The 24,546-nt window shown below is 73.8% G+C and carries 26 protein-coding genes and 4 tRNA genes; 13 read left to right on the top strand and 17 right to left on the bottom strand.

Annotated elements, in window-relative coordinates; all coding sequences use genetic code 11:
• Positions 1-2: 2 nt before the first annotated feature.
• The 5 genes from BOQ63_RS22240 to BOQ63_RS22260 form a co-directional block, all read right to left on the bottom strand.
• Positions 3-1,199 carry a flavin monoamine oxidase family protein gene (locus BOQ63_RS22240; protein ID WP_072654847.1) on the bottom strand — a complete coding sequence of 399 codons (1,197 nt, stop codon included), beginning with the start codon at positions 1,197-1,199 and terminating at the stop codon, positions 3-5.
• Complete coding sequence (locus BOQ63_RS22245) at positions 1,196-2,386, bottom strand: cytochrome P450 (protein ID WP_050366651.1); 1,191 nt, start codon at positions 2,384-2,386, stop codon at positions 1,196-1,198. Before BOQ63_RS22245 ends, BOQ63_RS22240 begins: the two co-directional genes overlap by 4 nt.
• Before the next feature lie 19 nt (positions 2,387-2,405).
• Positions 2,406-3,269, bottom strand: a complete 864-nt coding sequence (locus BOQ63_RS22250; RefSeq protein WP_078867625.1) for an ABC transporter permease — start codon at positions 3,267-3,269, stop codon at positions 2,406-2,408.
• Positions 3,266-4,258 carry an ABC transporter ATP-binding protein gene (locus tag BOQ63_RS22255; protein WP_046385443.1) on the bottom strand — a complete coding sequence of 331 codons (993 nt, stop codon included), beginning with the start codon at positions 4,256-4,258 and terminating at the stop codon, positions 3,266-3,268. The genes BOQ63_RS22250 and BOQ63_RS22255 overlap by 4 nt, the downstream gene beginning before the upstream one ends.
• 93 nt (positions 4,259-4,351) lie before the next feature.
• Positions 4,352-4,720 carry a hypothetical protein gene (locus BOQ63_RS22260; RefSeq protein ID WP_223886012.1) on the bottom strand — a complete coding sequence of 123 codons (369 nt, stop codon included), beginning with the start codon at positions 4,718-4,720 and terminating at the stop codon, positions 4,352-4,354.
• 365 nt (positions 4,721-5,085) lie between these two features.
• Here BOQ63_RS22260 and BOQ63_RS22265 point away from each other — a divergent pair, with 365 nt between their 5' ends.
• The 3 genes from BOQ63_RS22265 to BOQ63_RS22275 are packed head-to-tail and all read left to right on the top strand — an operon-like array spanning position 5,086 to position 7,546.
• Entirely contained in the window at positions 5,086-6,462 is a 1,377-nt protein-coding gene (locus tag BOQ63_RS22265; RefSeq protein ID WP_141763798.1) for a cytochrome P450, read from the top strand.
• Entirely contained in the window at positions 6,459-7,322 is an 864-nt protein-coding gene (locus BOQ63_RS22270) for a class I SAM-dependent methyltransferase (RefSeq protein WP_030289435.1), read from the top strand. Before BOQ63_RS22265 ends, BOQ63_RS22270 begins: the two co-directional genes overlap by 4 nt.
• Positions 7,323-7,360: 38 nt before the next feature.
• Positions 7,361-7,546, top strand: coding sequence for a hypothetical protein (locus tag BOQ63_RS22275; RefSeq protein ID WP_030289436.1), 186 nt, complete (start codon positions 7,361-7,363; stop codon positions 7,544-7,546).
• Positions 7,547-7,647: 101 nt separating this feature from the next.
• Here the strand turns inward: BOQ63_RS22275 and BOQ63_RS22280 are convergent, their stop codons facing one another.
• Positions 7,648-9,657, bottom strand: coding sequence for a carbamoyltransferase C-terminal domain-containing protein (locus BOQ63_RS22280; RefSeq protein ID WP_051747224.1), 2,010 nt, complete (start codon positions 9,655-9,657; stop codon positions 7,648-7,650).
• Positions 9,658-9,953: 296 nt separating this feature from the next.
• On the opposite strand from BOQ63_RS22280, the gene BOQ63_RS22285 reads away from it, so the two are divergent.
• A complete protein-coding gene (locus BOQ63_RS22285) occupies positions 9,954-10,529 on the top strand; it encodes a TetR/AcrR family transcriptional regulator (protein WP_030289438.1) in 576 nt (191 codons plus the stop codon).
• 101 nt (positions 10,530-10,630) lie between these two features.
• Here BOQ63_RS22285 and BOQ63_RS22290 read toward each other — a convergent pair whose 3' ends face one another.
• From BOQ63_RS22290 to BOQ63_RS22305, 4 genes are all read right to left on the bottom strand, one after another.
• Positions 10,631-11,059, bottom strand: a complete 429-nt coding sequence (locus BOQ63_RS22290; protein WP_072654848.1) for a hypothetical protein — start codon at positions 11,057-11,059, stop codon at positions 10,631-10,633.
• Between the two features lie 220 nt (positions 11,060-11,279).
• Positions 11,280-11,798 (bottom strand): F0F1 ATP synthase subunit B family protein, encoded by a 519-nt coding sequence (locus BOQ63_RS22295; protein ID WP_043388541.1) that lies wholly within the window; start codon positions 11,796-11,798, stop codon positions 11,280-11,282.
• A gap of 120 nt (positions 11,799-11,918) precedes the next feature.
• Positions 11,919-11,991 (bottom strand) — tRNA-Lys (locus BOQ63_RS22300).
• Between the two features lie 49 nt (positions 11,992-12,040).
• Positions 12,041-12,847, bottom strand: coding sequence for a nucleotidyltransferase domain-containing protein (locus BOQ63_RS22305; protein WP_078938997.1), 807 nt, complete (start codon positions 12,845-12,847; stop codon positions 12,041-12,043).
• A 140-nt stretch (positions 12,848-12,987) separates the two neighbouring features.
• On the opposite strand from BOQ63_RS22305, the gene BOQ63_RS22310 reads away from it, so the two are divergent.
• The 3 genes from BOQ63_RS22310 (at position 12,988) to BOQ63_RS22320 (ending at position 15,759) form a co-directional block, all read left to right on the top strand.
• On the top strand, positions 12,988-14,205 hold the full coding sequence (locus BOQ63_RS22310; protein WP_150476053.1) for a DNA glycosylase AlkZ-like family protein: 1,218 nt from the start codon (positions 12,988-12,990) through the stop codon (positions 14,203-14,205).
• A 10-nt stretch (positions 14,206-14,215) separates the two neighbouring features.
• The gene (locus tag BOQ63_RS22315; RefSeq protein ID WP_030289450.1) at positions 14,216-14,977 is read left to right on the top strand and encodes an SDR family oxidoreductase; all 762 of its coding nucleotides are present in this window, start codon (positions 14,216-14,218) and stop codon (positions 14,975-14,977) included.
• Between the two features lie 86 nt (positions 14,978-15,063).
• A complete protein-coding gene (locus BOQ63_RS22320) occupies positions 15,064-15,759 on the top strand; it encodes a tyrosine-protein phosphatase (RefSeq protein ID WP_030289451.1) in 696 nt (231 codons plus the stop codon).
• A gap of 23 nt (positions 15,760-15,782) precedes the next feature.
• Here the strand turns inward: BOQ63_RS22320 and BOQ63_RS22325 are convergent, their stop codons facing one another.
• On the bottom strand, positions 15,783-16,256 hold the full coding sequence (locus tag BOQ63_RS22325; protein WP_051747225.1) for an RICIN domain-containing protein: 474 nt from the start codon (positions 16,254-16,256) through the stop codon (positions 15,783-15,785).
• A gap of 176 nt (positions 16,257-16,432) precedes the next feature.
• Between BOQ63_RS22325 and BOQ63_RS22330 the strand changes: the two genes are divergently transcribed.
• On the top strand, positions 16,433-17,551 hold the full coding sequence (locus BOQ63_RS22330) for a hypothetical protein (RefSeq protein WP_223886013.1): 1,119 nt from the start codon (positions 16,433-16,435) through the stop codon (positions 17,549-17,551).
• A 96-nt stretch (positions 17,552-17,647) separates the two neighbouring features.
• A complete protein-coding gene (locus BOQ63_RS22335) occupies positions 17,648-17,983 on the top strand; it encodes a hypothetical protein (protein ID WP_030289456.1) in 336 nt (111 codons plus the stop codon).
• Between the two features lie 11 nt (positions 17,984-17,994).
• Here the strand turns inward: BOQ63_RS22335 and BOQ63_RS22340 are convergent, their stop codons facing one another.
• The 6 genes from BOQ63_RS22340 to crcB (BOQ63_RS22365) form a co-directional block, all read right to left on the bottom strand.
• Positions 17,995-18,828, bottom strand: a complete 834-nt coding sequence (locus BOQ63_RS22340; protein WP_030289457.1) for a TIGR02452 family protein — start codon at positions 18,826-18,828, stop codon at positions 17,995-17,997.
• A 164-nt stretch (positions 18,829-18,992) separates the two neighbouring features.
• Positions 18,993-21,266 carry a DEAD/DEAH box helicase gene (locus tag BOQ63_RS22345; RefSeq protein ID WP_150476055.1) on the bottom strand — a complete coding sequence of 758 codons (2,274 nt, stop codon included), beginning with the start codon at positions 21,264-21,266 and terminating at the stop codon, positions 18,993-18,995.
• Between the two features lie 195 nt (positions 21,267-21,461).
• Positions 21,462-22,127 (bottom strand): hypothetical protein, encoded by a 666-nt coding sequence (locus tag BOQ63_RS22350; RefSeq protein ID WP_141763799.1) that lies wholly within the window; start codon positions 22,125-22,127, stop codon positions 21,462-21,464.
• A gap of 185 nt (positions 22,128-22,312) precedes the next feature.
• On the bottom strand, positions 22,313-22,687 hold the full coding sequence (gene crcB / locus BOQ63_RS22355) for a fluoride efflux transporter CrcB (protein WP_072654852.1): 375 nt from the start codon (positions 22,685-22,687) through the stop codon (positions 22,313-22,315).
• The gene (locus BOQ63_RS22360) at positions 22,684-23,040 is read right to left on the bottom strand and encodes a DUF190 domain-containing protein (RefSeq protein ID WP_030289470.1); all 357 of its coding nucleotides are present in this window, start codon (positions 23,038-23,040) and stop codon (positions 22,684-22,686) included. The genes crcB (BOQ63_RS22355) and BOQ63_RS22360 overlap by 4 nt, the downstream gene beginning before the upstream one ends.
• A complete protein-coding gene (gene crcB / locus BOQ63_RS22365) occupies positions 23,037-23,504 on the bottom strand; it encodes a fluoride efflux transporter CrcB (protein WP_223886014.1) in 468 nt (155 codons plus the stop codon). The genes BOQ63_RS22360 and crcB (BOQ63_RS22365) overlap by 4 nt, the downstream gene beginning before the upstream one ends.
• 70 nt (positions 23,505-23,574) lie before the next feature.
• Here crcB (BOQ63_RS22365) and BOQ63_RS22370 point away from each other — a divergent pair, with 70 nt between their 5' ends.
• The 4 genes from BOQ63_RS22370 (at position 23,575) to BOQ63_RS22385 (ending at position 24,321) form a co-directional block, all read left to right on the top strand.
• Positions 23,575-23,916 (top strand): metallopeptidase family protein, encoded by a 342-nt coding sequence (locus BOQ63_RS22370; protein ID WP_030289472.1) that lies wholly within the window; start codon positions 23,575-23,577, stop codon positions 23,914-23,916.
• 101 nt (positions 23,917-24,017) lie between these two features.
• Positions 24,018-24,090, top strand: a tRNA-Glu gene (locus BOQ63_RS22375).
• 55 nt (positions 24,091-24,145) lie between these two features.
• Positions 24,146-24,219: transfer RNA gene (locus tag BOQ63_RS22380), tRNA-Asp, on the top strand.
• A gap of 28 nt (positions 24,220-24,247) precedes the next feature.
• A tRNA-Phe gene (locus BOQ63_RS22385) sits at positions 24,248-24,321 on the top strand.
• The last annotated feature ends 225 nt before the right edge of the window (positions 24,322-24,546 follow it).

Raw genomic sequence — 24,546 nt, forward strand, 5'->3', positions numbered from 1 at the left:
GTTCATCGAAGTGCCTTGAGGACTTGTTCGGCGGCCCGCTCGCCGCTCGCCAGGGCGCCCTGCACCCAGGGCAGTTGCTCGCCCGCGACGGTCGCCTCGCCGGCGAAGAAGAGCGTGTCGTCCACCGGCTCGGCCCAGCGGCGGGCGGCTCCCTCCAGCCCGGCCCGGGGTGCGGTGAACGCCCCTCCGGTGTACGGGTCCCGGCCCCAGTCGGCGACCTCGACGTCCAGCACGGCCGCACCGACTGTCCAGGGCAGCGCCGTGGCCAGCAGAGCGGACAGCTCCGAACCGGCCGTGCGCAGGGACGCAGCGGCGTCGGCCTTGGCGACCACCAGCACCTCGGACCGTCCGGCGGCGCAGCGGGTGAAGCCGGTGTGCCCGTCCACGTCGAACACGATCATGGTGTCGGGCGCGACCCGGTCCAGGGTGACCACCGCGCAGTAGCCGTCCCCGGCGGGCAGGTCGGCGGCGGCCGCCAGCTTCCACGCGGGCAGCCCGGGGACCGGAACCGCCGGGGGGACGGTGATCACAACGGCACGGGCGGAGGAAACCCCGACATCCGTCCGCACGGTGACCCGCCCCGGCTCGTACAGCAGCTCTCGGACGGGCTCCCCGAGCCGTACGTCCAGGCCGTCCGCCAGCCGCTCCGGCAGCCGGTCGAAGCCGCCCTCGACGGCGAACTCGCCCTCGCCGACGGTGTCCCCGCAGTGCGCCCGAGCGATGCCCGCGGCGCTGAGCTCCTCCGGGTCGGCGGCCCAGTTCTGCCGGAACCATTCGAGGACGGCCACCGCCTCGGCCCCGGTACTGCCGAAGGCGCGCAGCCAGCTGGCGACGGACAGCCCGGTGACGCCGGGGCTGCGCTGGAGCACGGCCTCCAGTTGCCAGGGGGCGCGGCGGCCGGAGCTCAGCGCACCCATCTCCCGGTTCGCGCCGTCCTCGACGATCCGGGCGGTGACCCGGCGCGGTACGGCACGGGTGCGGCCGGGGCCGAGCAGCTCGTGCACCGGGTTGCGGTCCCCGTGCACCACCTGGGCGCCGAGTTCCAGCGGCGGGCCGCCGTCGGCCGGCCGGTGGGTGCGGATCCGCCCGCCGAGCCGTTCCCTCGCCTCGTACACCACGACGGACAGCCCCTCCCGGGACACCAGCCGGGCGCAGTTCAGGCCGGACGCTCCGGCGCCGATCACGATCACATCAGTCACGCGGAGCCCCCCAGCTCGATCGGGAGTGCCCGCAGCCGGCGCGGCACCAGGCACTGGTCCCAGTCCGGCACGCCGTCCGGCCCCCGCAGTGCGGGGAAGCGGCGGACCAGGCGGGGCAGCAGCAGGGCGGCGGTCTGCCGGACCAGCGGCGCGGCCAGGCAGAAGTGGGGGCCGCCGCCGAAGCCGAGGTGCGGGTTGGGGCTGCGGTCGAGCCGCAGCTCATCCGGGTCGGTGAAGACGGACGGGTCGCGGTTGGCCGCGGTGAGCACCGCGAGCACCCGGGCACCGGCCGGCAGGACGCCGCCGCCCAGCTCGACCCGGTCGGTGGTGACCCGGGCGGTGAACGGGATCGGCGCCTCCAGGCGCAGCAGCTCGTCGACGGCGAGCCGGGCGAGGTCCTCGTCGGCTCCTGCCAGAGAGGACACCGCCGCCCGGTCGGGCAGCAGCAGGTGCAGCGCGTTGCCGATGAACTCGGCGAGCGGCTGCCAGCCCCCGATGACGGCCAGGCTCAGGATGCCGAGCATCTCGGCACGGCTCAGCCGGTCGTCGGCGGCCAGGGCGGCCAGCGGGACGTCGGTGCGGCCCACGACCGAAGAGGCGTGCCCGTCCAGGTAGTGGGTCAACGCCCCGGCGGCACTGCGCCCGAGCGCGGCGCGGGCCGGAGGCACCATCGGGTCGAGGTTGACGGACGCGGCCCGGGCGAGCGCCTCGAAGCGCTTCGACTCCCCTGCGGGCAGCCCGAACAACCGCGCGTACACGGCGGTGGCGAGCGGTCGGCCGATCTCCGCGACCGCGTCGACCCGGCCGCCCACCGGCAGCCGGTCGAGCAGCGCGTCCACGTCCTCCAGCAGACCGGCGGAGAGGGACCGTACGGCCGCCGGCCCCAGGAGCAGCGCCCCCGGGGCCCGGAGCCGGTGGTGGTCCGGCGGGTCGGTGGTGAGCATGGACGGCGGCAGGGCGTCGTCGCGGGCGCGTTCCCGCTGGCCCTGGGCGGCGGAGAAGCGCGGGTCGCGCAGGACCGTGGCGCAGTCGCCGTGGGCGGTGACCAGCCAGAGCCGGGACGCGGCGTCGTAGTGGACCGGGTCGTTGGCCCGGAGCCACCGGTACGCCGGGTGCGGGTTCGCCCGCCCGGCGGGGGCGAACGGGTGGATCAGGTGCTCCGGCAGGCGCACCGGCGCCGTCGTCATGGGTCCGGCTCCTTGGAGTTCAGCGGACCCGGGGCCCGCGCCAGCGGAAGGAGAAGGCGGTCAGCACCAGGCCGGCCAGCGACCAGGCGACGAGCACCATCGCGATGTGCCCCAGCTCCCAGCTCCCGGCCGGTTCCACGGCCTTGAAGGACTCCGGCAGGAAGACCGAGCGGAAGCCCTGGGCCATCCACTTGACCGGGAAGAACGCGGCCACCGTCTGCATCCAGGCGGGCAGCTGGCCGAACGGGAAGAACACGCCGGAGATGAACTGCAGCACCATGAAGACCGGGGTGACGATCGCCGCCGCCGACCGGCTGTTGGGGATCAGCGCCGAGTAGGCGGCGCCGGCCATCGCGCAGGCGACGGTGCCGAGGGCGAGGTCCCAGCCGAGGGTGAACCAGCGCTCGGGGGTGCTGGGCAGCGGCAGCCCGAACAGGGCCAGGGCGATGCCGATCAGCAGGACGGCTTCCAGCACGGTGGTGACGATGACCCGCACCAGCTTGCCGACGAAGTACGCCGACTTGGGCATCGGGGTCATCGCGAGCCGGCGCACCGTACCCGTGTCCCGCTCGATCGCGATGTTGATGGCGAGGCCCGAGAAGGCGGTGCTCATCACGCCGGCGGCGATGATGCCGGCCATGAACACCTGCTTGAGGTCGGTGTCGGTGCCGGCCACCTTGCCCGAGAAGATCGAGCCGAAGACGACCAGCAGGATCACCGGGAACATCAGGGTGAAGACCAGCGACTGCTTGTTGCGGAAGAAGGCGCGCAGCTCGACCTTGGAGCGGGCCGCGCCGGCCCGCCAGATGCCGGGCATCCGGCCGGTGCGCCGGGGCGTTCCGGCGGTCACCGCGTCGGCAGCGGGGGTCTGGGTGAGGGTCATCGGGTGCCCGCCTCGGAGATCAGCTGAGTGGTGTCGGCGCCGCGGTCGGTACCGTCGACGTTCTCGCGGATCAGGTCCAGGTAGACGTCCTCCAACGTGGGCCGGTGCACCCGCAGTTCGGGCAGCTCGGCGACGCCCGCCCGGTGCGCCCACGGGACCAGCGCCGCGAGCAGCGCGGTCGGGGCGTGGGTGCCGATCCTGAGCACGCCGTCCGCGCCCACCGGGGCCGGTTCGGCCCCGGGTGGCAACGACGGCAGCGTGCGGCCGGCCAGCTCCGGCGGTATCCGGAAGGAGACCGTGGTCGGAGTCTGCGATCGGCCGCCGAACTCGGCCAGCGGCCCGCACTGGACCACCCGGCCGGCGACGATCACCGCGGCGCGCTGGCACAGCGCCTCGGCCTCGTCGAGGTAGTGCGTGGTGAGCACGGTGGTGCGACCGCGCTCGGAGAAGTAGCGGACCAGGTCCCAGGCCTCCCGGCGAGCCACCGGGTCCAACCCGGTGGTGGGTTCGTCGAGGAAGATCAGGTCCGGGTCGCCGACGATGCCCACCGCGACGTCGAGCCGCCGGGCCTGGCCCCCGGAGAGGTCCGTGCTCTGCTTCTTCTCGTGCTTGCCCAGTCCGACCATGTCGATGACCTGGCCGACCGGGAGCGGGTTCGGGTAGAACGCCGCGAAGTGCTCGACCACCTCACGGACCGTCAGGTCCGAGTAGGCGCCGGTGGTCTGCGGAACGACCCCGATCCTGGCGCGCCACTCGCGCCGGTCCTCGGCTGGGTCACAGCCGAGGACCCGCACGTCACCGCCGGTTCGCTGGCGGACGCCCTCCAGGATTTCGACGGTCGTCGTCTTGCCCGCGCCGTTCGGCCCGAGCAGGGCGAAGACCTCACCCTGGTGGATGTCCAGATCCAGGCCCTGGACCGCGTGCCAGTCGCCGTAACTCTTGCGCAGGCCGCGGACTGAGACGGGGTGCTCCCCGACGGCAGTCGCCACTGTGGATCGCTCCTCTGTGGGGTGTTCAGGCCGACCTGGCACTCAGGTCGACCGGCCGGGCGCCTTGCCCGGCGGGCGGGTTTCCCGGCTCGATCAGGTGCAGCAGCAGCACGGGCAGCAGCAGGAGTTGCCGCCGGCCGCGATGTCCGACAGGTCGCCCTCGCTCAGCTCGGCGGTGTCGATCTGCGGGGTCTCCGGGATGTGGAACTCGTAACGGCCGGTCGCCAGACCGATCTCGTACAGCTCCACCTGCACCTCGAGGTTGCCCTCCTGCTCGCCCTCGGCGGCAGTCTGGACGATGACGATCTCGGCGTCGGCCGGGAGCTCCAGGCCGGCCTCGGCGAGGGCGGCGCGGGCGTCGGTACGCAGGCGGGCCGCGTACTCCTCGCTCGACCAGGCGCTGATCAGGGCGCGGGTGTAGCCGTTGACGAACTCGGCCCGCTTCCTCTGGTCCAAAGCCATGAGAATATTCCTTTTCTCTGGTTACCGGATTGTCGGCGGACCTCGGCGCTCGGTGCCGAACACTTGGTGACGGGCACCCGGTGCTTTGCACTTCCTGCTTCCCGGCGCCGCCGACGAATGAAGAATGTCACGGCCGCAATTGGCCGCCAAGACCTCACTTCCGACGCCTGGACTAAGTATTGAGCACGTGCGGCGGGTGCGGTAGATTTCAGCCGTCACGCACCCATGAATACGCATCAGAATACGTATCGGAATACGCATCCGAATGCGTACCGGGAAATGCGTACGTACGCATTCGGGGATCGCGTACGCATTCCGGAAGTCCCGGGTGAGCATCGAGAGGAAACACGGGGGTGGTCCGCACCGTGCCTACGCACACCGTCCCGCCAGGCCCTGCCGACGACGTCGACATGGCGCTGATGAGGGAGTCGCCGCTCGACTTCATCACCGGCCTGGCCCGCACCTACGGCGACGTCACCCGGCACCGGGCCGACGGCGACACCGTCTACCTGCTCAACCGCCCCGAGTACGCCAGGCACGTCCTGAAGGACAACGGCGCCAACTACACCAAGGAGGGCACCCCGGACGACGCCATGCTGCGCCCGCTGCTCGGCAACGGGCTGCTGACCAGCAACGGCGCCGACTGGGCCCGCCAACGGCACCTCACCGCACCGGCGTTCCGCCCCAGCGCCGTCCGCACCTTCGACACCATCGTCACCGACGCCACCGCCGGGATGCTGGAGCGCTGGCGCCCCTCCGTCGAGGCCGGCACCCCGCTGGAGGTGGACCAGCACCTCACGGCGCTCACCCTGGGCATCCTCACCCACGCCATCCTCGGCGCCGACATCGACGGCATCGGCGAGGGCTTCGGCCGCGCGGTGGACGCCGTCAACCGCTGCATCGGCCACTACGTACCGACCCCGGACCCGGACCCGGCCGACACCGCCCGCCGGTACGCCGACTTCGGCCGCGCCCGGGTCTTCCTCAACACCGTCACCCGCACCCTGATCGCCGCCCGCCGCGCGGGCGGCGGCAGCACCGCGGGAGGCCGCGCCCCGGGCAGCAGCACCGCAGGCGGCGGCAGCGCGGGAGCCGGCGGCGACCTGCTGGACACCATGATGTCCAGCCACCACCTGGTCTCCGACGAGGACCTGCGCGACCAGGTGCTGACCATCGTGATGGCCGGCCACGAGACCACCGCCAAGTCCCTGACCTGGACGCTCTACCTGCTCGACCGCCACCCCGAGGAGCTGGCCAAGGTCCGCGAGGAGGTCGACCGCGTGCTCGGCGGTCGCCCGCCGACCGCCGCCGACCTGGCCGACCTCCCGGCCTGCCGCCGGGCGATCCAGGAGGCGATGCGGCTCTACCCGCCGGTCTGGCTGATCTCCCGCCGGGCCGCCGGGCCCGACGTCATCGGCGGGTACGACGTCGAACCCGGCACCCTGGTGTGCGTCAGCCAGTGGGTGCTGCACCGCCACCCCGAGTACTGGACCGAGCCGGACGCGTACCGCCCGGACCGCTTCGACGGCGCCGACCTGCCCAGCCATCTCTACCTGCCGTTCGGCGGCGGGGACCGGATCTGCGTCGGGCAGCACTTCGCGATGCTGGAGGCCGTCCTGGTGCTCGCCTCCCTGCTCCAGTCGGTCCGGCTCGAGCTGGTCGAGGGCTTCCCGGTCGAACCCGAGGCCCTGGTCACCCTCCGCCCCAAGCACGGCATGACGATGATCGCGAGGCCCCGATGACCACCGCTCCCGCACGCCCCGACGAGAAGCGCCCGCTCGGCGGCTCGTACGACCCCGCCCGCACCACCGGCGGCGGCCTGGGCGCCGAACTCGACCGGCTGGAGGCGCAGGCCGCGCTCTCCTTCCCCGAGGAGCTGCGCATCCTGCGCGAGCTGGGCCTGCCCACCGGCGGCACCGTGCTCGAGCTCGGTGCGGGGCCCGGCGCGGTGACCCGTCGGCTGCGCGCCGCGCTGCCCGCCGACACCGCCCTGATCGCCGCCGACATCGACGGCGAGCTGCTCGCCCACGCTGCCGGCCCCGGGGTGACCCTGCTGGTCGCCGACGGCGCCGAACTGCCGCTGCCGGACGCGAGCGTGGACTTCGTGCTGCTGCGCTACGTCCTCCAGCACGTCCCCGACCCGGTCGCGGTGCTCGCCGAGGTCCGCCGGGTGCTGCGCCCGGGCGGCCGGGTCGCCGTGACCGAGGTGGACTCCGCGCTGTGGGGCGCGGCCGAGCCCTCGTACCCCGAACTCGCGGGCGTGCACGCCAAGATGGCCGCCGCCCAGCGCGCGGACGGCGGCGACCGCTCGATCGGGCGCCGGTTGCCCCGGCTGCTGCGCGCGGCCGGGTTCGGGCAGCCGGTGCTGCGCCCGTTCGCCACCACCAACGACGACCACCCCACCGACGCCTTCGCCCCCCAGCTCGGCCCGCAGCGCCTGGAGCCGCTGGTCGCCCGGGGCGTCCTCTCACTGGCCGAGCTCGCCCTCGCCGCGGACCGCTGGAACCGCTTCCGGTCGGACCCCGACGCCTGGGTGATGCTGCTCGGCCTCACCGTCGCCGCGACCGCACCCGCGGGCCGCGGACCGCAGGAAACCGCCTGACCCACCACCCGTACCGGACACCGGAAAGGAACACCTCCATGCACCCCAAGGTGAAGATCTTCATCACCATCTTCTGCTACATCAGCGCCGTCGCCGGCCTGGTCACCGCCGTGATGGACGCCAGCCAGAAGCCCGCCGACACCACCTCCGCGGTGGTCGCCGGCGTGCTCGGGGTGGCGTTCCTGCTGGGCGGCCTGGCGCTGACCCGGAAGCCGCGCTACTGACGGTGGGGTCGACGCCGAGCGGCTTAGGTACTCGAGCAGCACAACGGGTCGGGGGGTAAGGCTTCGAAGCCTTACCCCCCGACCCGTTCCGGGTTCCGCTGCTACTTGCCGTTTCGCCGCAGCGGGTTGATCACCCCGAACGCCCCGGTCAGCGTGGACGGGTCGACGAAGGAGCCGCCCGGCCCGTGGGTGCGGCGGAAGTTGTTCACCAGCCCGGAGAACGACGGGTCCACCTTCGCCCGGTAGGCGGCCAGCAGGTTGACCCGCTCCGGTGTGGACAGCTCCTGCTCGGCCCGCAGCTGGTGGCTGCGCGAGAGGTGGTACATGCCCTCGACGGTGTAGCCGGCGTCCAGCCAGCCCTGCCACAGCGCGTCCCGGTCCGCCTCCTGCCCGGCGAAGTACTCCAGGGCGCGCGGCCGCGGCTCGGTCGGGGCCGCCACGGCCGGCACCGGTTCGGTGCGCAGCTCGACCCGCCGCCCGCACAGGTACAGCACCCGAACACCCTTGCGGACACAGAAGTTGAGCGCCTGCGCGGCCTGGTCGACGACCGCCTCGGCCTTGTCGTTGAGCGAGGTGTTGCACAGGATCGGCACCCCGGTGGCGGCCCGGAAGGCGTCCAGCGCCCGGTGCAACGCCGGGTTGGACTCCGCGGTGACGGTCTGGTGCCGGGCCGAGCCGTCCAGGTGGACGATCGCGGGCACCAGCTCCCGTACCTCGGGCCGGACCTGCACCGCCTCCAGCATGTACGGCGACTCGCGGTCGGAGGCGAACCACTCGCCCGCGTGCTCGGCCATCACCATCGGCGCGACCGGCCGCCACCACTGGCGCCGCTTGTACTCGTTCAGCAGGTCCTTGACCTTCTGCGAGCGCGGGTCGCCGAGCAGGCTGCGGTGGCCGAGCGCGCGCGGCCCGAGTTCGGCCCGGCCGTCCACCCAGGCGATCACGCCGTCCGAGACGTCGGCGACGAAGCGCTCGTCCTCGAAGTCCGTGACCGAGACGATCCACGGCGCGAACTCGGCCAGCGCCTCCTCGGTGTCCAGGACGTCCCGGCCGTAGTACGGGGAGACGATCCGCAGGTCCGAACCGTCGAGCGCGCCGGCCCCGTACAGGCCGAGCAGGCCGAGGCCGATGCCCTGGCCGGAGTCGTTGGCGCACGGCGGGGTGACCAGGCCGCGGAAGCCGAAGCGGTCCATCAGCAGAGTGTTGGTGGGGCAGTTGAGCGCGTAGCCGCCGGTGGTGGCGAGGTGGGTGTCCTCGGCGCGGAGGCCGCCGACCTCCAGCAGCCGTTCCACGTTGCGGACGGCGACGCCCTCGCAGCAGCGCTGGATCACCTTCATCACCGCGCTGCGCAGGTGGTCCTCGCGGCTGAGCGAGTCGTCCAGCTCGGCGTCGGCGAGCTGCTCCTCGGCGGCGTCCACCACCGAGCGCACCAGGTCGTGGGCGGCCTTCCAGGGCTGGGTCGCCGAGCCGCCGAAGAAGGTGACATCGGCGATCGCGGCCTCGGCGTCGAACTCGATCGCGGCGGTGGAGGCGGAGGCGAGCGCCATCAGCGAGCCGGGCTCCAGCCCGAACACCGTCTCGGCCGCGGTGTAGAGCGGCCCGGGGGACTCCACCGGCTCGAAGGTGATCCGACCCTGCTTGACCACGCAGCCCGCGTACCAGTACGGGTTGGGGCGGCTCTCCTGCGCGTAGTCGGGCAGCGCGTCGATGGCCAGGCCGACGATCTGCCCCTCGCGGAACAGCGGGACGTCCCGCAGCACGCCGCTGAACAGGTGCGCCAGGCTGTGCAGCGGGAAGTCCTCCGCGCCGACCGGCTTGGGCACCGGCTGCGCCTTCGGCAGCCCGGGGGTGCCCCAGGTGGCGGTGACGTCGTCGAGGGTCAGACCCTCCTCCGCCAGCAGCGCGGACAGGAAGGCCTCGGAGCGGCCCTCCGTGTACAACGGCCAGAAATGGTGCTTCTGCCCGCTGACCCGTTCCAATTCCCAGACCCGGACCAGTTCGACGTCGGCGCCTTCCCGGCGCCACAGCGCGACGTTCTGGTCGTGCCGGACCGAGAAGACCGCACCCGGCCCCGGCGGCGTGAGATAGGCGGAAAGGAAATGCTCGGCCACGGTTACCTCTTTTTCCTCGGTCTGCCAGGTTCTGTCAGGACGAGGTAATTCCGGCCCGTACGCGAGGGGATTTCCCGCACCCCGCCAGGGCCGGCCGCCTGCCCCCGGCGCCAGCGACTACCCGGCCATTCGACCACGCGTCCGGACGGGCGGTACATACTGAAATCGCCGTTTACGCACGTCCCGGGGCCGGGGCGTACGCATGCGCAGCAGGGCCCGGCCCCGACCGGCCGAGCCCCGGGACATGATCCGACGGGGTTTTTGATAAGTAAGCCAACAACTGTCACGATCCTCCCATGGCACGCCCGAGGAAGTTCGACACCGAGACCGCGATCGACGCGGCCATGAACACCTTCTGGTCCAAGGGGTACACCGCGACCTCGACCGACGACCTGGCCGAGAGCACCGGCATGCTGCGCGGCAGCCTGTACAACGCCTTCGGCGGCAAGCGGCAGCTGTTCGAGCTCGCGCTGCGCCGCTACCGCGAGGGCGGCACGGCCGGGAGCAACCCGGCGCCCGCCGACCTGCCGCCCCTGGAGCTCATCCGGCAACTGCTGCTGACCGGGGTGGACCAGACCTCGACCGACCACCGCGGCTGCCTCGCGGTCAACACCGTCACCGAACTCGCCCTGCGCGAACCCGAGTTGGCCCAGCTGGCCCGCCAGGCCTTCGTTCCACTGGAGGCCACGCTGACGACGGCGGTCGAGAACGGCCGGCTCCGCGGCGAGATCCGCGCGGACCGCACCCCGCAGGTGCTCGCCCGCCAGGTGATGGCCGGGTTCCACGGCCTGCTGCTGCAGGCCAAGGCGGGCTTCGAGCCCGAGTCGCTGCACGCGACCGTCGACGCGATCGTCGAGGACCTGCGCGCCTGATCGCCGCGGCCCCCGCCCCGGCCCCTGCCGCTGCCCCCAGCGCTCCCCTCCCGGCGCCGGCCCGGCAGTGACCCATCCCCGAGCAGGCCGCCCGCCCCCGGTCAGGCGGCCTGCCGGACCTTGACGCCCCCGACCAGCGAGTACGAGCGGACCGTGACCACCGCGCCGCCGGGCTCACCGGCCACGCCCTTGCTGCGGCCGCCGAGCAGCGAGAACCCGCTGACCTCCACCGCCGTCCCGGCCGGAACGGTCAGGTCGACCCCGCCGAACACCGAGAACGCGTCCACCTCGGCCGAGGCACCCTCCGGGTAGGCCAGCTCCGCGCCCCCGACCAGCGCCGCCTTGACCAGGTGCGTCCCGTCCGCCGGAAGCACCGCCCCGGTGTGGTCCAGCTTGGCCCCGCCCACCGCGGCCACGTGCACCGTGCGCTCGCGGGCCGTGAACCCGCCCCGGTGCTTCAGGCCGCCCAGCAGGGCCAGGCTCCACTCGGTGCGGCGGGCGGTGGTCTCGGCGTTCTTCGTGATCTCCATGCCCTGAAATCTACGGCCGGGCCCTGAGCCCCCGTCAGTGCCGTGGAGCACGACTGCCGTATGACAAACGTCATCATCCGCACCGGGCGCCACCTGCGCGTTTCCCTCCACCCGCGCCACCCGCTCCGCCCGCCGAAAACGGCCCGGGCCCCGGGGCAGTGGCTGGACCACTGCCCCGGGACCCGGGCCGTTGGTGGGGAAGTACGAAGGGGTGGGGACGTCAGGCGCGGGTGCCGGCCCGGGCGTCCTTCGCGTCCTGGGCGGCGAAGAACTCCTCGGCGATCGCCCGGGTGCGCGGCAGCTCGGCGACCGGCTCGCCGATCACCCGGCCCGCGAGCTCACCGGCCAGCCGGATCACGTCCTCCCGCAGCTCGGCCTCGGCCAGCACCCGGTCCGTCGCCAGCTGCACCTGCGCCTCGGCCAGCATCCGGTCCCGCAGCTCCTGCCCCTCGGCCCGCAGCTGCGCGATCAGCGCCGCCCCCTCCTCGGTGGCCGTCTGCCGGATCAGCGCCGCCTCGTGCCGTGCCGCGACGAGCTCCGCCTGGAACTCCTCGTACACCCGCTGGGCCTGCGCCCGCGCCTCCTCGGCCCGCTCCGCACCACCCTCGGTGGCGTCCCGGCGCTCCCCCAGCAGCTTCTCGATCCGCGGCAGCAGCACCGCCCCGAGAACGCCGAATATCAGGAAGAAGCAGACGAGTCCGACGACGACTTGAGCAAGATCCGGCTTCAAAGGTCCCATGGCCTCAAGATAGTTGAGTCGCCGTCGCCCAACTCCGGCGGGTCCGTCCCCGGCTCCGGGAACGACGAAGGGCGCCCTCCCCGAAGGAAGGACGCCCAGGTCGGAAGCACTGCGGCCGTGTGGGGCATCAGGGGCTCGAACCCTGAACCTACGGATTAAAAGTCCGCAGCTCTGCCAATTGAGCTAATGCCCCGCGGCTCTCCGTACCGGGCTGGTCCCGGGTGGGGAGGGCCACCGCGATCCTACCCGGTGGGCCCCAGGGCTCCGCCAGTGGATTGGCCGGGCGCGCCGGGGGCGCAGGGCACGGCCGGGAGCGGGTTGTAGTGGGCGGCCCGGACGCGGCGCAGCCAGGCCTCGGCGGGGCGGGGGTCGGGGGCCTCGGGCAGGACGCCGGGGCGGGAGAGGCGGTCGGCGGCGTCGGCGAGCAGGTGTTCGGCGGTGCGGGGGCGGTCGGCGATGCGTTCGCCCAGGTCGCGGACGCGTTCCGGATCGGACAGCCGGATCAGGTTGTGGCCGGTGCGGTGCAGCCGGACGGCCTGCTCGACCAGCCGGACGAGGTGGCGGGCGTGCTTGGCGGCCCGGCGGCGGGTGGCCGGGTCGGTGGTGTCCCGGGTCAGCAGCTTGCGGAACTGCTGGTCCGCGTAGCCGAGATAGGCCCTGCGGACGGCCGGTGCGCTGAGGAAGCTCGACCGGATCCCGACCAGTTCGCGACCGAGCGGGGTGACGGTCTCGTACAGGTCCTCCGGCAGCCAGACGAGCTCGGAGGCGGTCGGGTTGCAGGACAGTGCCAGTCGGCACCACTTGGCGGCCTCGTGCAGGGTCACGTCGGGCGCGGTGGTGACGTGCGACTCGACGGGGCGGTGCAGGCCGTGCAACTCCTCGGTCGGGGTGGCGAACAACCCCAGGCGGTCGAGGTCGGAGCCGGCGTGGGCGAAGCCGTACGCGGTGGAGCCGACGATGCCGGAGAGCAGTACGGTGCCAGCGGGCGGAACGGCGCCGGAGGGCAGCGCGGTGCCGGAGAGCGGCACCGCGCCGGGGGCGGTGGGCATGGACGGGCTCCTCCCGAACGGGCTGCTCACGAGCGGGCTGCTCACGAGCGGGCTGCCGGAGAGCGCATCCTCCCCCGGGCGGGCCGCGCCGGGCGAGCGATTTCCGGAGCGGCGACCGCCCCGCCGCCGATACTGGCCCCATGCAGCACGCTCCCCTCCCGGAAACCGTCGGCGTCGAGAGACTGCGGGCCTGGTGGTCCCACCGGCAGTGGCTGGACCGCCCGCATACCGGGGCGTCCGCCGCCGAGGTGCTGGCCGCCACCGGCTGGGCCCGCTCGGTCGGCGGCGCGGCTCCGTACCTGGGCCTGTTCGCCCGGGCCGGGCTCGGCCGGGCGGCGGTAGACGCGGCGGTGGCGGGCTTGCAGGTGCACGAACTGCCGGCCGCCCGCGGCTGCACCTACGTGCTGCCGGCCGCCGACTTCGCGCTCGGCCTGGCGGTCGGGGCGGCCGCCCCGGAGGGTGAACTGGCCGCCGCGGCGAAGCACCTGGGGGTCGGCCGGGACGAGGTGGAGCAGCTCTGCCTGGCCGTCGAGCGGGTGCTGTCCGACGGCGGTCCGCTGGACCCGACCGCGATCCGGGAGGCGGTCGGCGACGCCGTCCGGCCGCTCGGCGAGGCGGGCCGCAAGCGCGGCCTGTCGACCACCCTGCCGCTCGCCCTCGGGCTGATGCAGTCGCGCGGCCGGATCCGTCGGGTGCCGGTCAACGGCCGTCTGGACCAGCAGCGTTACGGCTACGTCGGCTGGGACCAGCCGGTCGCGGGGAACGCCGTCGACCTGGCCCGCCGCTACTTCTCCTGGGCCGGGCCGGCCACCCTCGGGCACTTCCGCTGGTTCTCGGGCTTCACCGCGGCCACCGCCCGCCGGGCCGTCGCCGAGGCCGGGGCGGTCCCGCTCACGCCCGGCTCCGAACTGCTACTGCTGCCCGAACTGGCCGAGGCATTCGCCGAGTTCGAGGTGCCCTCCGAACCGCACTACACCCTGCTGGCCGGCATCGACGGCATCCACCTGCTGCACCGCGACCTGTCCCGGCTGCTCGACCCGGCCGACGCCGCCCGCCCGCTGCCCGCCGGCCGGGCCGGGCGCACCTTCGGCGGCGAGGCCGACCCGCAGACCCATCTGGTGCTGGACCCCGGCCGGATCGTCGGCCTGTGGGAGTACGACACCGAGCGGGCCGAGATCGTCCACCAGTCCTTCGTCCCCCCGGACGACGCGCTGCGCGAGGCGGTGGCCCGCACCGAGGCGTTCGTCCGGGACGAGCTCGGCGACGCCCGCGGCTTCAGCCTCGACTCGCCGAAGAGCCGCGCCCCGAAGATCGCCGCGCTGCGGGCGGCCGCACTCGCGCGGCAACAGGCCGGATAGCGTACGGCCCATGTCGACCACCACCACCGACGAGGTCCTGATCGTCACAGGCGCCGGCCGCGGCATCGGCGCCGCCACCGCCCTGCTGGCCGCCCGCCGCGGCTACCGGGTGTGCGTCAACTACCGCACGGACGAGGCCTCGGCCACCGCCGTCGTGGACGCCGTCCGGGCCGCGGGCGGCACCGCGATCGCGGTCCGGGCCGACGTCAGCCGCAGCGCCGACGTGGAGCGTCTGTTCACCACCGTGGACGCCGAACTAGGGCCGCTCACCGGGCTGGTGAACAACGCCGGCACGCTGGAGCGGCAGTGCCGGCTGGAGGAGATCGACGAGGACCGGCTGAACCGGATCTGGGCCGCCAACATCACCGGCCCCTTCCTGTGCGCGGCCCAGGCCGTCCGCCGGATGTCCACCCGGCACGGCGGGCGCGGCGGCGCCATCGTCAACGTCGGCTCGGCCGCCTCCCGGATCGGCTCGCCCAACGAGTACGTCGACTACGCGGCCGCCAAGGGCGCGGTGGACTCGATGACCCGCGGGCTGGCGTTGGAGGTCGCCGACGAGGGCATCCGGGTCAACTGCGTCCGTCCTGGCCTGATCCACACCGGCATCCACGCGCTCGGCGGCGAGCCGGGCCGGGTCGACCGGGTCGCGCCGGGCCTGCCGATGCGGCGCGGCGGGGAGCCGGAGGAGGTCGCCGAGGCGATCCTGTTCCTGCTGTCACCGGCCGCCTCGTACACCACGGGGGCGTTCCTGGAGGTCTCCGGCGGGCGGTGAGCACCCTGTCCGGCGTCCGCCGGACGCCGAACGGTCCTCTCCGGTTTCCTTCCCCCCGCGCCGTCCGCGCCCGTACGGTGGAGGCCATGACCGCTGCCTTCATCGACATCCCCGGCGTGCGCAACTTCCGTGACGCGGGCGGGATCGGCGCCCTGCGCCGGGGCGTGCTGTACCGCTCCGGTTCCCTCCACACCCTCACCGAGGAGGGCGCCCGGAAGCTCAAGGACCTCGGTCTGCGGACGGTGGTCGACCTGCGCAGCCCGTTCGAGCTGGAGACCTGGCCGGACCAGCGGTACGGCCTCGACCACGAGTCCCTCAACCTGCCGACCCTGCCCGCGAACCGCGGCGACCTCGACCGCCCCTGGCCCGAGGACCAGGCCGGCCTCTACACCTTCATGCCGGAGACCGCCGGCCCCTCGCTCAGCGCGGTCATCCGCCGGCTGGCCGACCCGGAGGCCGTCCCGGTGGTCGTGCACTGCGCGGTCGGCAAGGACCGCACCGGCCTCACCATCGCCGTCCTGCAGTCCCTGCTGGGCGCCTCGGACGCCGACATCACCGCCGACTTCCTGCTCTCCAACCTCGGCCTCGGCCTCGACGAGGGCCCGATCCCCTACATCGACGAGACCGGCAGCGAGCGCCTCTCCCGCCCGGTCGCCGCCGAACACATCGCCGCCTCCCTCGACTGGATCCGCACCCAGCACGGCACCGTCCCCGGCTACCTCTACTCCCACGGCCTCACCGACGCCGACCTGGACGCCCTCCGGGCCAACCTGTCGGCCTGAGGCGCCGCCTCCGGGGCTACGGGCTACCCCTGCCGCTCGAAGCGCCACCACTGGGTGGGCGAGTCGACGTCCTCCCACTGCTGGACGACCCCGTCCGGGGCCTCCGGGGCGGTCAGCGGCTTGCCGCTGATGAAGCTGGTGACGGTGTACGTCCCCGGGGCGTCGACGTGGGCCTCCAACAGCCATTCCTGGGCGCCGAAGGCGTTGGCGGACCACTGCTGGATCGGGACGCCGTCCTCCGGGGAGGCACCGGTGACGTCGAGGCGCTTGCCGCTGCCGGCGTTCTCGACGTGGAACAGCGCGCCACCGGGGTGGACGGCGGCGAGCTGCCAGAGCTGGGCGTCGGAGCCGTCGTCCGTGCCCAGGCGGATGCGCGCGCCGCTGCGCCGGGAGGCCTCGGCGACCTCCAGCAACAGTCCGCTGCCGACGTTGCGGATCCGGTACCGGCCGTCGGTCACCGCCCGGTCGGCCGGGCTGCCCCCCACGCTGTCAGTCATGCCCGCAGTCTCCCATCCGGGACTGACAACGGGCCGCCATCAGGCACCGACAACGGGCCCGCCGCCAGGCGCTGCCGGCCGGGTCCGCCGGGGCGCGGCGGACGGCTTCGTATCCGAAGACCGCGACCACGGGGGGCGTTTCCGGTGGACGGACCGTGCCGCCTATGCTGCGGCGAATGTCCACCGAGCAGAGCCCAGAGCAGACGTCCGCCGCCGTCCCGTCACACCGTCAGCAGCCGACCCTCCTGGAGGCGGTGGCCGAACTGGAGGCGGTGGTCGCGGCCGGCGACGACGAGCGCTTCGGGCCGGCCCTCGGCCTGGTCGGCGGGCTGTTCGGCCCGGCCGGGCCAGCCGAGCGGCGGGCCGCCGGGCCCCGGCTGGCCGCGCTGCTGCCGGACGCCCCGCCGTTCCCCCGGGCGTACCTGGCGATGGTGGTGGGCGCCTGCGTGGAGTCCGGTGCCGACCCGGTGGCCTGCGCCGGCCCGGTGCTGGCCGGCCTGCGCGGGGCGCTGACCGGCGCCCAGCGGCTGGTCGAGGGCTGGGCGCGCACCGGCGGCGGCCCGCTGCCGGACCAGGAGGCCGACGATCCGGCCGAGGCGCACGCCCGGATCGAGAGCCCCGGGCACCTCGACGCGTGGAACGCCCACCTGGCCGTGGTCGGCTGGTGGACGCTGCACCTGTGGCAGCAGGCCGCCTGGGCGGTGTACGCGCACGCGCCGGTCCGCGCCGAGGCCCGCACCTCGGGCGTCACCGAGGTGCTGCTGGAGCTGTTCGACCGCTACGAGGGCGAGCGGCACGACTTCAAGGGCCTGACGCACCTGGCGCTGGTGCTCGACGACGAACCGCTGCTGGTGCTCGACCGCCCCACCGGCACCGGCTACCTGCTGCGGATGAGCGGCCTGAGCGACACCTTCCAGTTGCACACCCTGCTCGCCGACGTGCTGATCGGCGGCGGCCACCTGCCCGGCGACCCGCAGGACCCGGAGGTGGTGGCGCTGGCCCGGACGGAGTTCCTGGACGGCCGCCGGCTGATCGCCACCGGCGCCTTCAACCTGGTGGCGCCGGACGGCTCCTGGCTCTGGAACGAGGGCACGCCCAGCGACATCCCGGTGGTGGACGGGGTGCGCACCCTGGTGCTGGAGCAACTGCCGTACGAGCGCAGCTGGTCGGCCGGGCGCTTCATCCAGGAGATCCCGGGCGAGCTGCGGCTGGAGCGGGTGCTGGACCCGGCGGAGGCGGCGCAGCGGCTGGCCCGGACGGTGCCGGGGACGTCCACGGCGTCGGCCTTCGGGTAGTCCGACCGCGGGCCCCCGAAGGGCCGTCCCCGTTCGCCGGGTTATGGTCGGAAACCGACGCACGGTTCCCCACGAGCCCCACGAACGGAGTCGACGATGGCGAAGGTCCCGAACGCGCTCGCGGCCGCCGCACCCGCCGCGCTGACCGCGGCGGGCGGTCTGGTCGGCGGTTACGGTGTGGCCCGCTGGAGCGGTCGGCGCGAGCTGGGCGGCGCGGTGCTGGCGGTGGCCGGGGCCGGGGCGGCCGCGCAGTGGCGCCGCAGCTCGGGCACGGCCGCCGCGGCGGCGCTGACCGGCCTGTACGTGGCGGCCTTCGGCGGCTCGCACCCGCTGGCGAAGCGGATCGGCGCCTGGCCCTCGGTGTTCGCCGTCACCGGGGTGGTCGCGGCGGCCTCCGCGGCCGCGACCGTGCTGTCCGCCCGCAAGCGCTGATCAGCGGGCGTTCACCGGACCGCCGCGCCGAACCGCGCCTCGAAGGCGGCCCGGTTCGCCGAGACCGGTGAGCGGTCCCAGACCGCGAACACCACCTGCTCGAACGCGCCCCCGTACCGGGCCAGCGCGCCCTCGAAGGCCTCGGCGACCTGGGCCGGGTCGTTGCGGAACACCCCGCAGCCCCAGGCGCCGAGCACCAGGGCGCGGACCTCGTGCCGGGCCGCCGCCGCGAGCACCCGGACGGCCCGCTCGGCGAGCACCCGCCGGACGTCCGTACCGGCGGAACGCCGTTCCAACTGACCGGCGTTGGGCGCGGGCGAGGTCAGGAAGGTGACCGGGTACGGCCGCGCCTGGAGCTCCCCCCGGCTGCCGCGGATCACCGGCACGGCGGGCGAGACGATCACCCGGTGGCTGTACCGCAGGTCCGTCGACGCCCGGTGCGCCTCGTAGTAGTCCGGGGCCTCCACCAGGCAGCTGTACAGCAGCGCGCTGCGGCACAGGTCCTCCTCCTGGGCGCGGGCGCCGCGCAGGTAGCCGCCGCCGGGGTTGCGCGCGGAGGCGAAGTTCAGCACCCCGACCGGTCCGACCCCGGCCGTGACCAGCCGCCGGGCTGCCTCCATGCTGCCCTCGGCCGTCACCTCGATCCGCCCGCCCGCGGGCCCCGGCCCGCGTTCCCCCGCCGCCAGCAGCGCGTCCAGGTCCGCCGGCGCGTACGACACCGTGCCGGCCCTGGCCGCCGCCAACTGCTCCCCCACCTGCACGAGTTCGCCCCCGGCCGTCCGGTAGCTCCCCCGCTCGGCGATCTCCTCGTTCACCCGTGCCACTTCGTGCAGTCTGCTGCTCATGTCCGTGACGCTACGGGACTACCGCCATCGCGCGCCACAGGTTATTCTCACCCCAAGAACAACACCTCGGGGGGCGAGCAGCAGCGAGGTGTTCGGGGGGAACGGGGGAACACGAAGGGCCCGCTCCGGGGGACGGAGCGGGCCCTTCGTGTGTGCTTCAGGCGTCAGTTCTTCCAGCGCGGCTTGCGGTCGTCGCGGTTGAAGCCGCCGCCGTTGAAGCCGCCGCGGTCACGGTCGAAACCGCCGCGGTCACGGTTGAAGCCACCGCGGTCGGACTGCGGACGGCCGCCGGAGCGGTGGTCGTCACGGCGCGAGAACGGACGGCTGCTGCTGCCGCCGCGCTCGTCACGGTCCCGGCCGAAGGACGGGCGGTCGCCGAAGGAGCGGGCCGGACGGTCGCCGAAGGAGCGGCCGCCGCGGTCGTCGCGGTCACGGTTGAAGCCACCGCGGTCGCCGCGGTCGTCACGGTTGAAACCGCCCGAGCGACGGTCGTCACGGTCACGGCCGGCACCGAAGCCACCACGGTCGCGGTTGAAGCCACCGCGCTCGCCGCGGTCGTCACGGTTGAAACCGCCCGAGCGACGGTCGTCACGGTCACGGCCGGCACCGAAGCCACCACGGTCGCGGTTGAAGCCACCGCGCTCGCCGCGGTCCTCACGGTTGAAACCGCCCGAGCGACGGTCGTCACGGTCACGGCCGGCACCGAAGCCACCGGAACGGCGGTCGTCACGGTCGCGGCCGCCGAAGCCACCGGAACGGCGGTCGTCGCGGTCACGGTCACGGTCACGGTCGCGGTCGCGGCTGAAGGCCGGACGCTCGGTGCGCGCCTCGCGGTACGACGGGGTGCGCTCCTCGGCCTGCGGCGCGGCGGCGGCCGGGGCCTCCGCAGCGGCCGGGGCGCCGGCCGGGGCGGTCTCCTCGCCGGCCTCGGCGGACGCGGCCGGGGCCTCGTCCTCGATGCCCAGCTCGGCCCGCTCGCGCGCCGCACGGGCGGCCAGGCGGTCGGCCTCCTCGCGCAGCTCGGTGGCGCGGCGCTGCGCGCGCTCCAGCTGGCGGGTCATGTCGGCGAGCTCGCGCTCGGCGGCACCGGCGATGTTCGCGGCGCTCTCGGCCTGCACCTCGGTGAGCGAGCGGGCGCCGGTGATCTTGGCGACCTCGGCGTCGAAGGCGTGGTCCAGGATGTGGCGGCTGGCGTCGACGCCCGCGTCCTCCATCAGGCGGAAGACGCCGCGGCGCTGGTGCGGCAGCACCAGGGTGACGACGGCACCGGAGCGGCCGGCGCGCGCGGTGCGGCCGGAGCGGTGCAGGTAGTCCTTGTGGTCACCGGCCGGGTCCACGTTGAGGACCAGGTCGATGCCGTCGACGTGGATGCCGCGGGCGGCGACGTCGGTGGCGACGACGACGTTGACATAGCCGTCCTTGAAGTCGCCGAGGACGCGGGTGCGGGCGCCCTGGGTCATGCCGCCGTGCAGCGCGTCGGCCTTCACACCGGCCTCGATCAGCTGCTCGGCGACGCGGTCGGCGCCCATCTGGGTGCGGACGAAGATGATCGTGCGGCCCTTGCGGGCGGCGATCGCGTTGGTGATCGGCGCCTTGTCCTTGGGCTTCACCACGAGGATGTGGTGGGTCATGGTCGTGACGGCGCCGGCCGACGGGTCGACCTCGTGGGTGACCGGGTTCTTCAGGTAGCGCTTCACCAGGGTGTCGATCTCGTTCTCCAGGGTGGCGGAGAACAGCAGGCGCTGGCCGCCGGCCGGCACCTGGTCGAGGATCTCGGTGACCTCGGGCAGGAAGCCCATGTCGGCCATCTGGTCGGCCTCGTCGAGGACGACGGTCTTGACGTCGTCCAGCTTGGCCGAGCCGCGGTTCAGCAGGTCGCGCAGACGGCCGGGGGTGGCGACCAGGATGTCGACGCCGCGCTCCAGCGCGTAGATCTGGTTCGACATCGAGGTGCCGCCGCAGACGACCTTGAGGCGCAGGCCGAGCACCGAGCCGAACGGCTCCAGGGCGTCGGCGACCTGCATGGCCAGCTCGCGGGTCGGGACCAGGATCAGACCGCGGGGGTGCTTGGCGCGGGTGCGCTCGCCGTCGGCGAGGCGGGTCAGCAGCGGCAGGCCGAAGCTCAGGGTCTTGCCGGAGCCGGTGCGGCCACGGCCCAGCACGTCCTTGCCGGCCAGGGCGTCCGGGATGGTCGCGGCCTGGATCGGGAACGGGGTGGTGACGCCACGCTTGGCGAGGGCACGGACGACGTCGTCGTGCAGGCCCAGGTCACCGAAGGTGATGGTGGGCTCGGTCGCCTCGGCCGTCTCCTCGACGGTCTCGGCGGTGATCTCCTCGGCCGACTCGACGGCCTCGGTGATCAGATCGGTGGAGTCGGTGACATCGGCGGCGGCCTCGTTCGCGGGCATGGCGAAGCGGGCGTCGTCAACGAGAGACATGCAAAACCTTCCGGAAGTGGCACGCGCCAAAGTCCGGGGTTCTGTTTCACAACCGCCTCTATGCGGTCAGCCACGGATCGCCGGAACGCGCCAAGGGCGCCAGTTGGGAATAGGGCGCCAGTCAAATGGATCAAACGAACGATCTACCACCATAGACGACCCTCGGGAACAGAGGCAAATGCCCAGGCCAGTCCGCTAGTGCGCACCCGCATGAGGGCTCGGGGCCGAGGAACCGGAGCTGCCGGAGGAGGGGTCCGGGACAGGCGGGACGGTGGCGGCGGGCGTGGTGCGCTCGGGCTCGGGGGTGCCGGACGGGTGGCCGCTCGGAGTGGCCGACGGAGTGCCGGAACCGCCGCCGGAGCGGCCCTCGCCGGTGCCGCCGGTGCCGCCGGTGCCCGTCGAACCGCCGCCCGAGCTGCCACCGGGGTGCGGCACGGGGCTGGAATTCGCGCCGCCCGCCGAGGCGTTGCCGCCCGGCGCGCTCTCGGGAGCGGGCGCCCCCGGCACCGGGACCACGCCGGCCACCGGGCCGTTCACGCCGGGCGTGAGCTCGCCCGGCGCGGCGGTCGCGGCCCCGGCCGGCGCATTCTCGGCCTGCAGGCCCCCCTGGTGCTCCGCGCGCCCCGACGCACCCCCCGGGTGCCCGGCGCCCGGCGAGGCCGAGGGACCGCCCGACGCCCCGGGCCGACCCGCCGGACCGGCCTGCCCGACCGGAGCCACCCCGCCGTGCTTCTCCTCCGCCGCCGGACCGACCGACATGCACCCCGTCAGCCCCAGCCCGGCCACCGCCAGCACCGCCGCCGCCCGCACCGCGCGCGACCGCAGCGCGACCGCCTCCCGCACCGCCGCTTCCGATCCCACCGCCCGCACCGAAGCCACCGCGCTCACTCTCCTGCCGCCCCACCCGGGCCGCCCACTGGCGCGCGGCCGCTTTCGGTGCCCAACGCGCGCCGGGCCCGCGGGACACGGTTCGGTACGGCAGTTCTCCGCCGCCACGGCACGCCGAAACCCCCGGACCCCGGCTCCGGAACCCCGGCCCCAAAACCTCAGCCCCAGATGGCCGAGGCCAGCTCCGCCCCCGCGTACACCGCGGTCAGCCCGGCCGCCAGGCTCCCGGCCACGTTCGCCAGCGCGTACCGCCCGGCACCGGACTCGGCCAGCCGCAGCGTCTCGTACGAGAAGGTCGAGTACGTGGTCAGCGCCCCGCAGAAGCCCGTGCCGACCAGCAGTTGGACGTGCGAGGAGGCCGCGCCGGCCGTCACCGCCCCGGCCAGCAGACCGAGCACCAGGCAGCCGAACACGTTCACCGTGAAGGTGCCCCACGGGAACACCGAGTCGTGCCGGGACTGCACCGCCCGGTCGGTCAGGTACCGCAGCGGCGCGCCGACCACCGCACCCGCCACCACCAGCAGCCAGTTCACCCCCCGCCCCCGCCCGCACCCCGGCCCCGGTAGTGCACGACCTCGCAGCGGTCCAGCAGCACCAGGCCCTCCGCGACCAGTTCCTCCAGCTGCGGCAGGAACGCCCGCACCCGGTCCTCCTCGTCCACGATCACCACCGCGACCGGCAGATCCTCGCTCAGCGACAGCAGCCGCGCGGTGTGCACCAGCGAGGAGGCGCCGAACCCCTCGATCCCGCGGAACACGCTCGCTCCGGCCAGTCCGGCCGCCCGCGCGCGGTGCACGATCTCGCTGTACAGCGGGCGGTGGTGCCAGGTGTCGCTCTCGCCCACCAGCACGGTCAGCCGCAGCGCCGGCCCGCCCAGCCGGCTCACCGGGCACCGCCGCGGTGGATCACGCGCCGCGTCAGCGCCGCCGCCGCCCACACCGCGCCGAGCGCGCCCACCAGGGTCAGCCCCAGGTACGCCAGCCCGGGCCCGGGCCGCCCGGCCTCCAACAGCCGGCGGATGTCCACCGAGTACGTCGAGAAGGTGGTGAACCCGCCCAGCACCCCGGTGCCGAAGAACGGCCGCAGCAGCGGGTGCGCCGGACGCCCCTCGGTGACCGCCACCAGGAACACCCCGATCACCGCGCAGCCGAACACGTTGATCAACAGCGTCGTCCACGGGAAGGCCGACGGCCCGGTCTGCCAGCCCAGCCCGGCCGCGTACCGCGCCACCGCGCCGAACGCCCCGCCCACCGCGACCACCGCCACCGCCGGCCCTTGCCCGCGCAGCACCGACGGCCATCCGCCCACCGGCGCCGGCGTGCTCTCCACCGTGTCCTCCGAGGTCGTCACGAACCCATCAAACACCGCTGTTCGCTGCCTGGCACACCGTCACCCGAGACCCGACAATGATCCGGTGGAAATGACCCGGGAAGAGTTCGAAACGCTGGTCGGCGACGCCCTGGACCGGATTCCCCCGCACCTCGCGGCCATGATGGACAACGTCGCGGTCTTCGTCGAGGACGAACCCGACCCGAGCGACCCGGAGCTCCTCGGCCTCTACGAGGGCACCCCGCTCACCGAGCGCGGCGAGTGGTACGCGGGCGTCCTGCCCGACCGGATCCTGATCTACCGCGGCCCCACCCTGCGGCACTGCGAGACCCGCGAGCAGGTCGTCGAGGAGGTCCGCACCACCGTCATCCACGAGGTCGCCCACCACTTCGGCTTCGACGACCACGAGCTCGACGAACTCGGCTGGTCCTGACCCCCGCCCCACCCGGCCCAAACCCGTTTTGGCGATCCGCCCCGCATCCCATATGCTTCTCGACGTCCCCGGAACGCTGGAAACAGCCGGACGGGCCGCAAGCCCTCATCGTCTAGTGGCCCAGGACGCCGCCCTTTCAAGGCGGTAGCACGGGTTCGAATCCCGTTGGGGGCACGCAGTACCGTAGTAAAGTGCAGTGCCGCAAGACCTTAGTGGTTCGCCACTACCAGGTCCCGTGGAGCAGTTGGTTAGCTCGCCACCCTGTCAAGGTGGAGGTCGCGGGTTCAAGTCCCGTCGGGATCGCTCCGTCTCGCAAGAGACGGCGCAGTACGGCCAGGTAGCTCAGTTGGTACGAGCGTCCGCCTGAAAAGCGGAAGGTCGCCGGTTCGACCCCGGCCCTGGCCACATCGCCTGAAAAGGCATGATGCCCTCGAAGCAGCTCGCTTCGGGGGCATTTTCGTGTCGTTTGACGCCAACGGGACGGCGGACGGTCACCCTCCTTCCGCCCGACAGCGAGTACCGACAGTTCTGGACCGGGGGCCACTGACACGCTGCCCTCGCCGCCGATGCGACGCGCCCAGCGTGCCAAGCTCCCACCCCGGGTCCGGGAGACGAGGTGACCTCACCACC

Source organism: Streptomyces viridifaciens (assembly GCF_001888885.2).
GTDB classification, from domain to species: domain Bacteria; phylum Actinomycetota; class Actinomycetes; order Streptomycetales; family Streptomycetaceae; genus Kitasatospora; species Kitasatospora aureofaciens.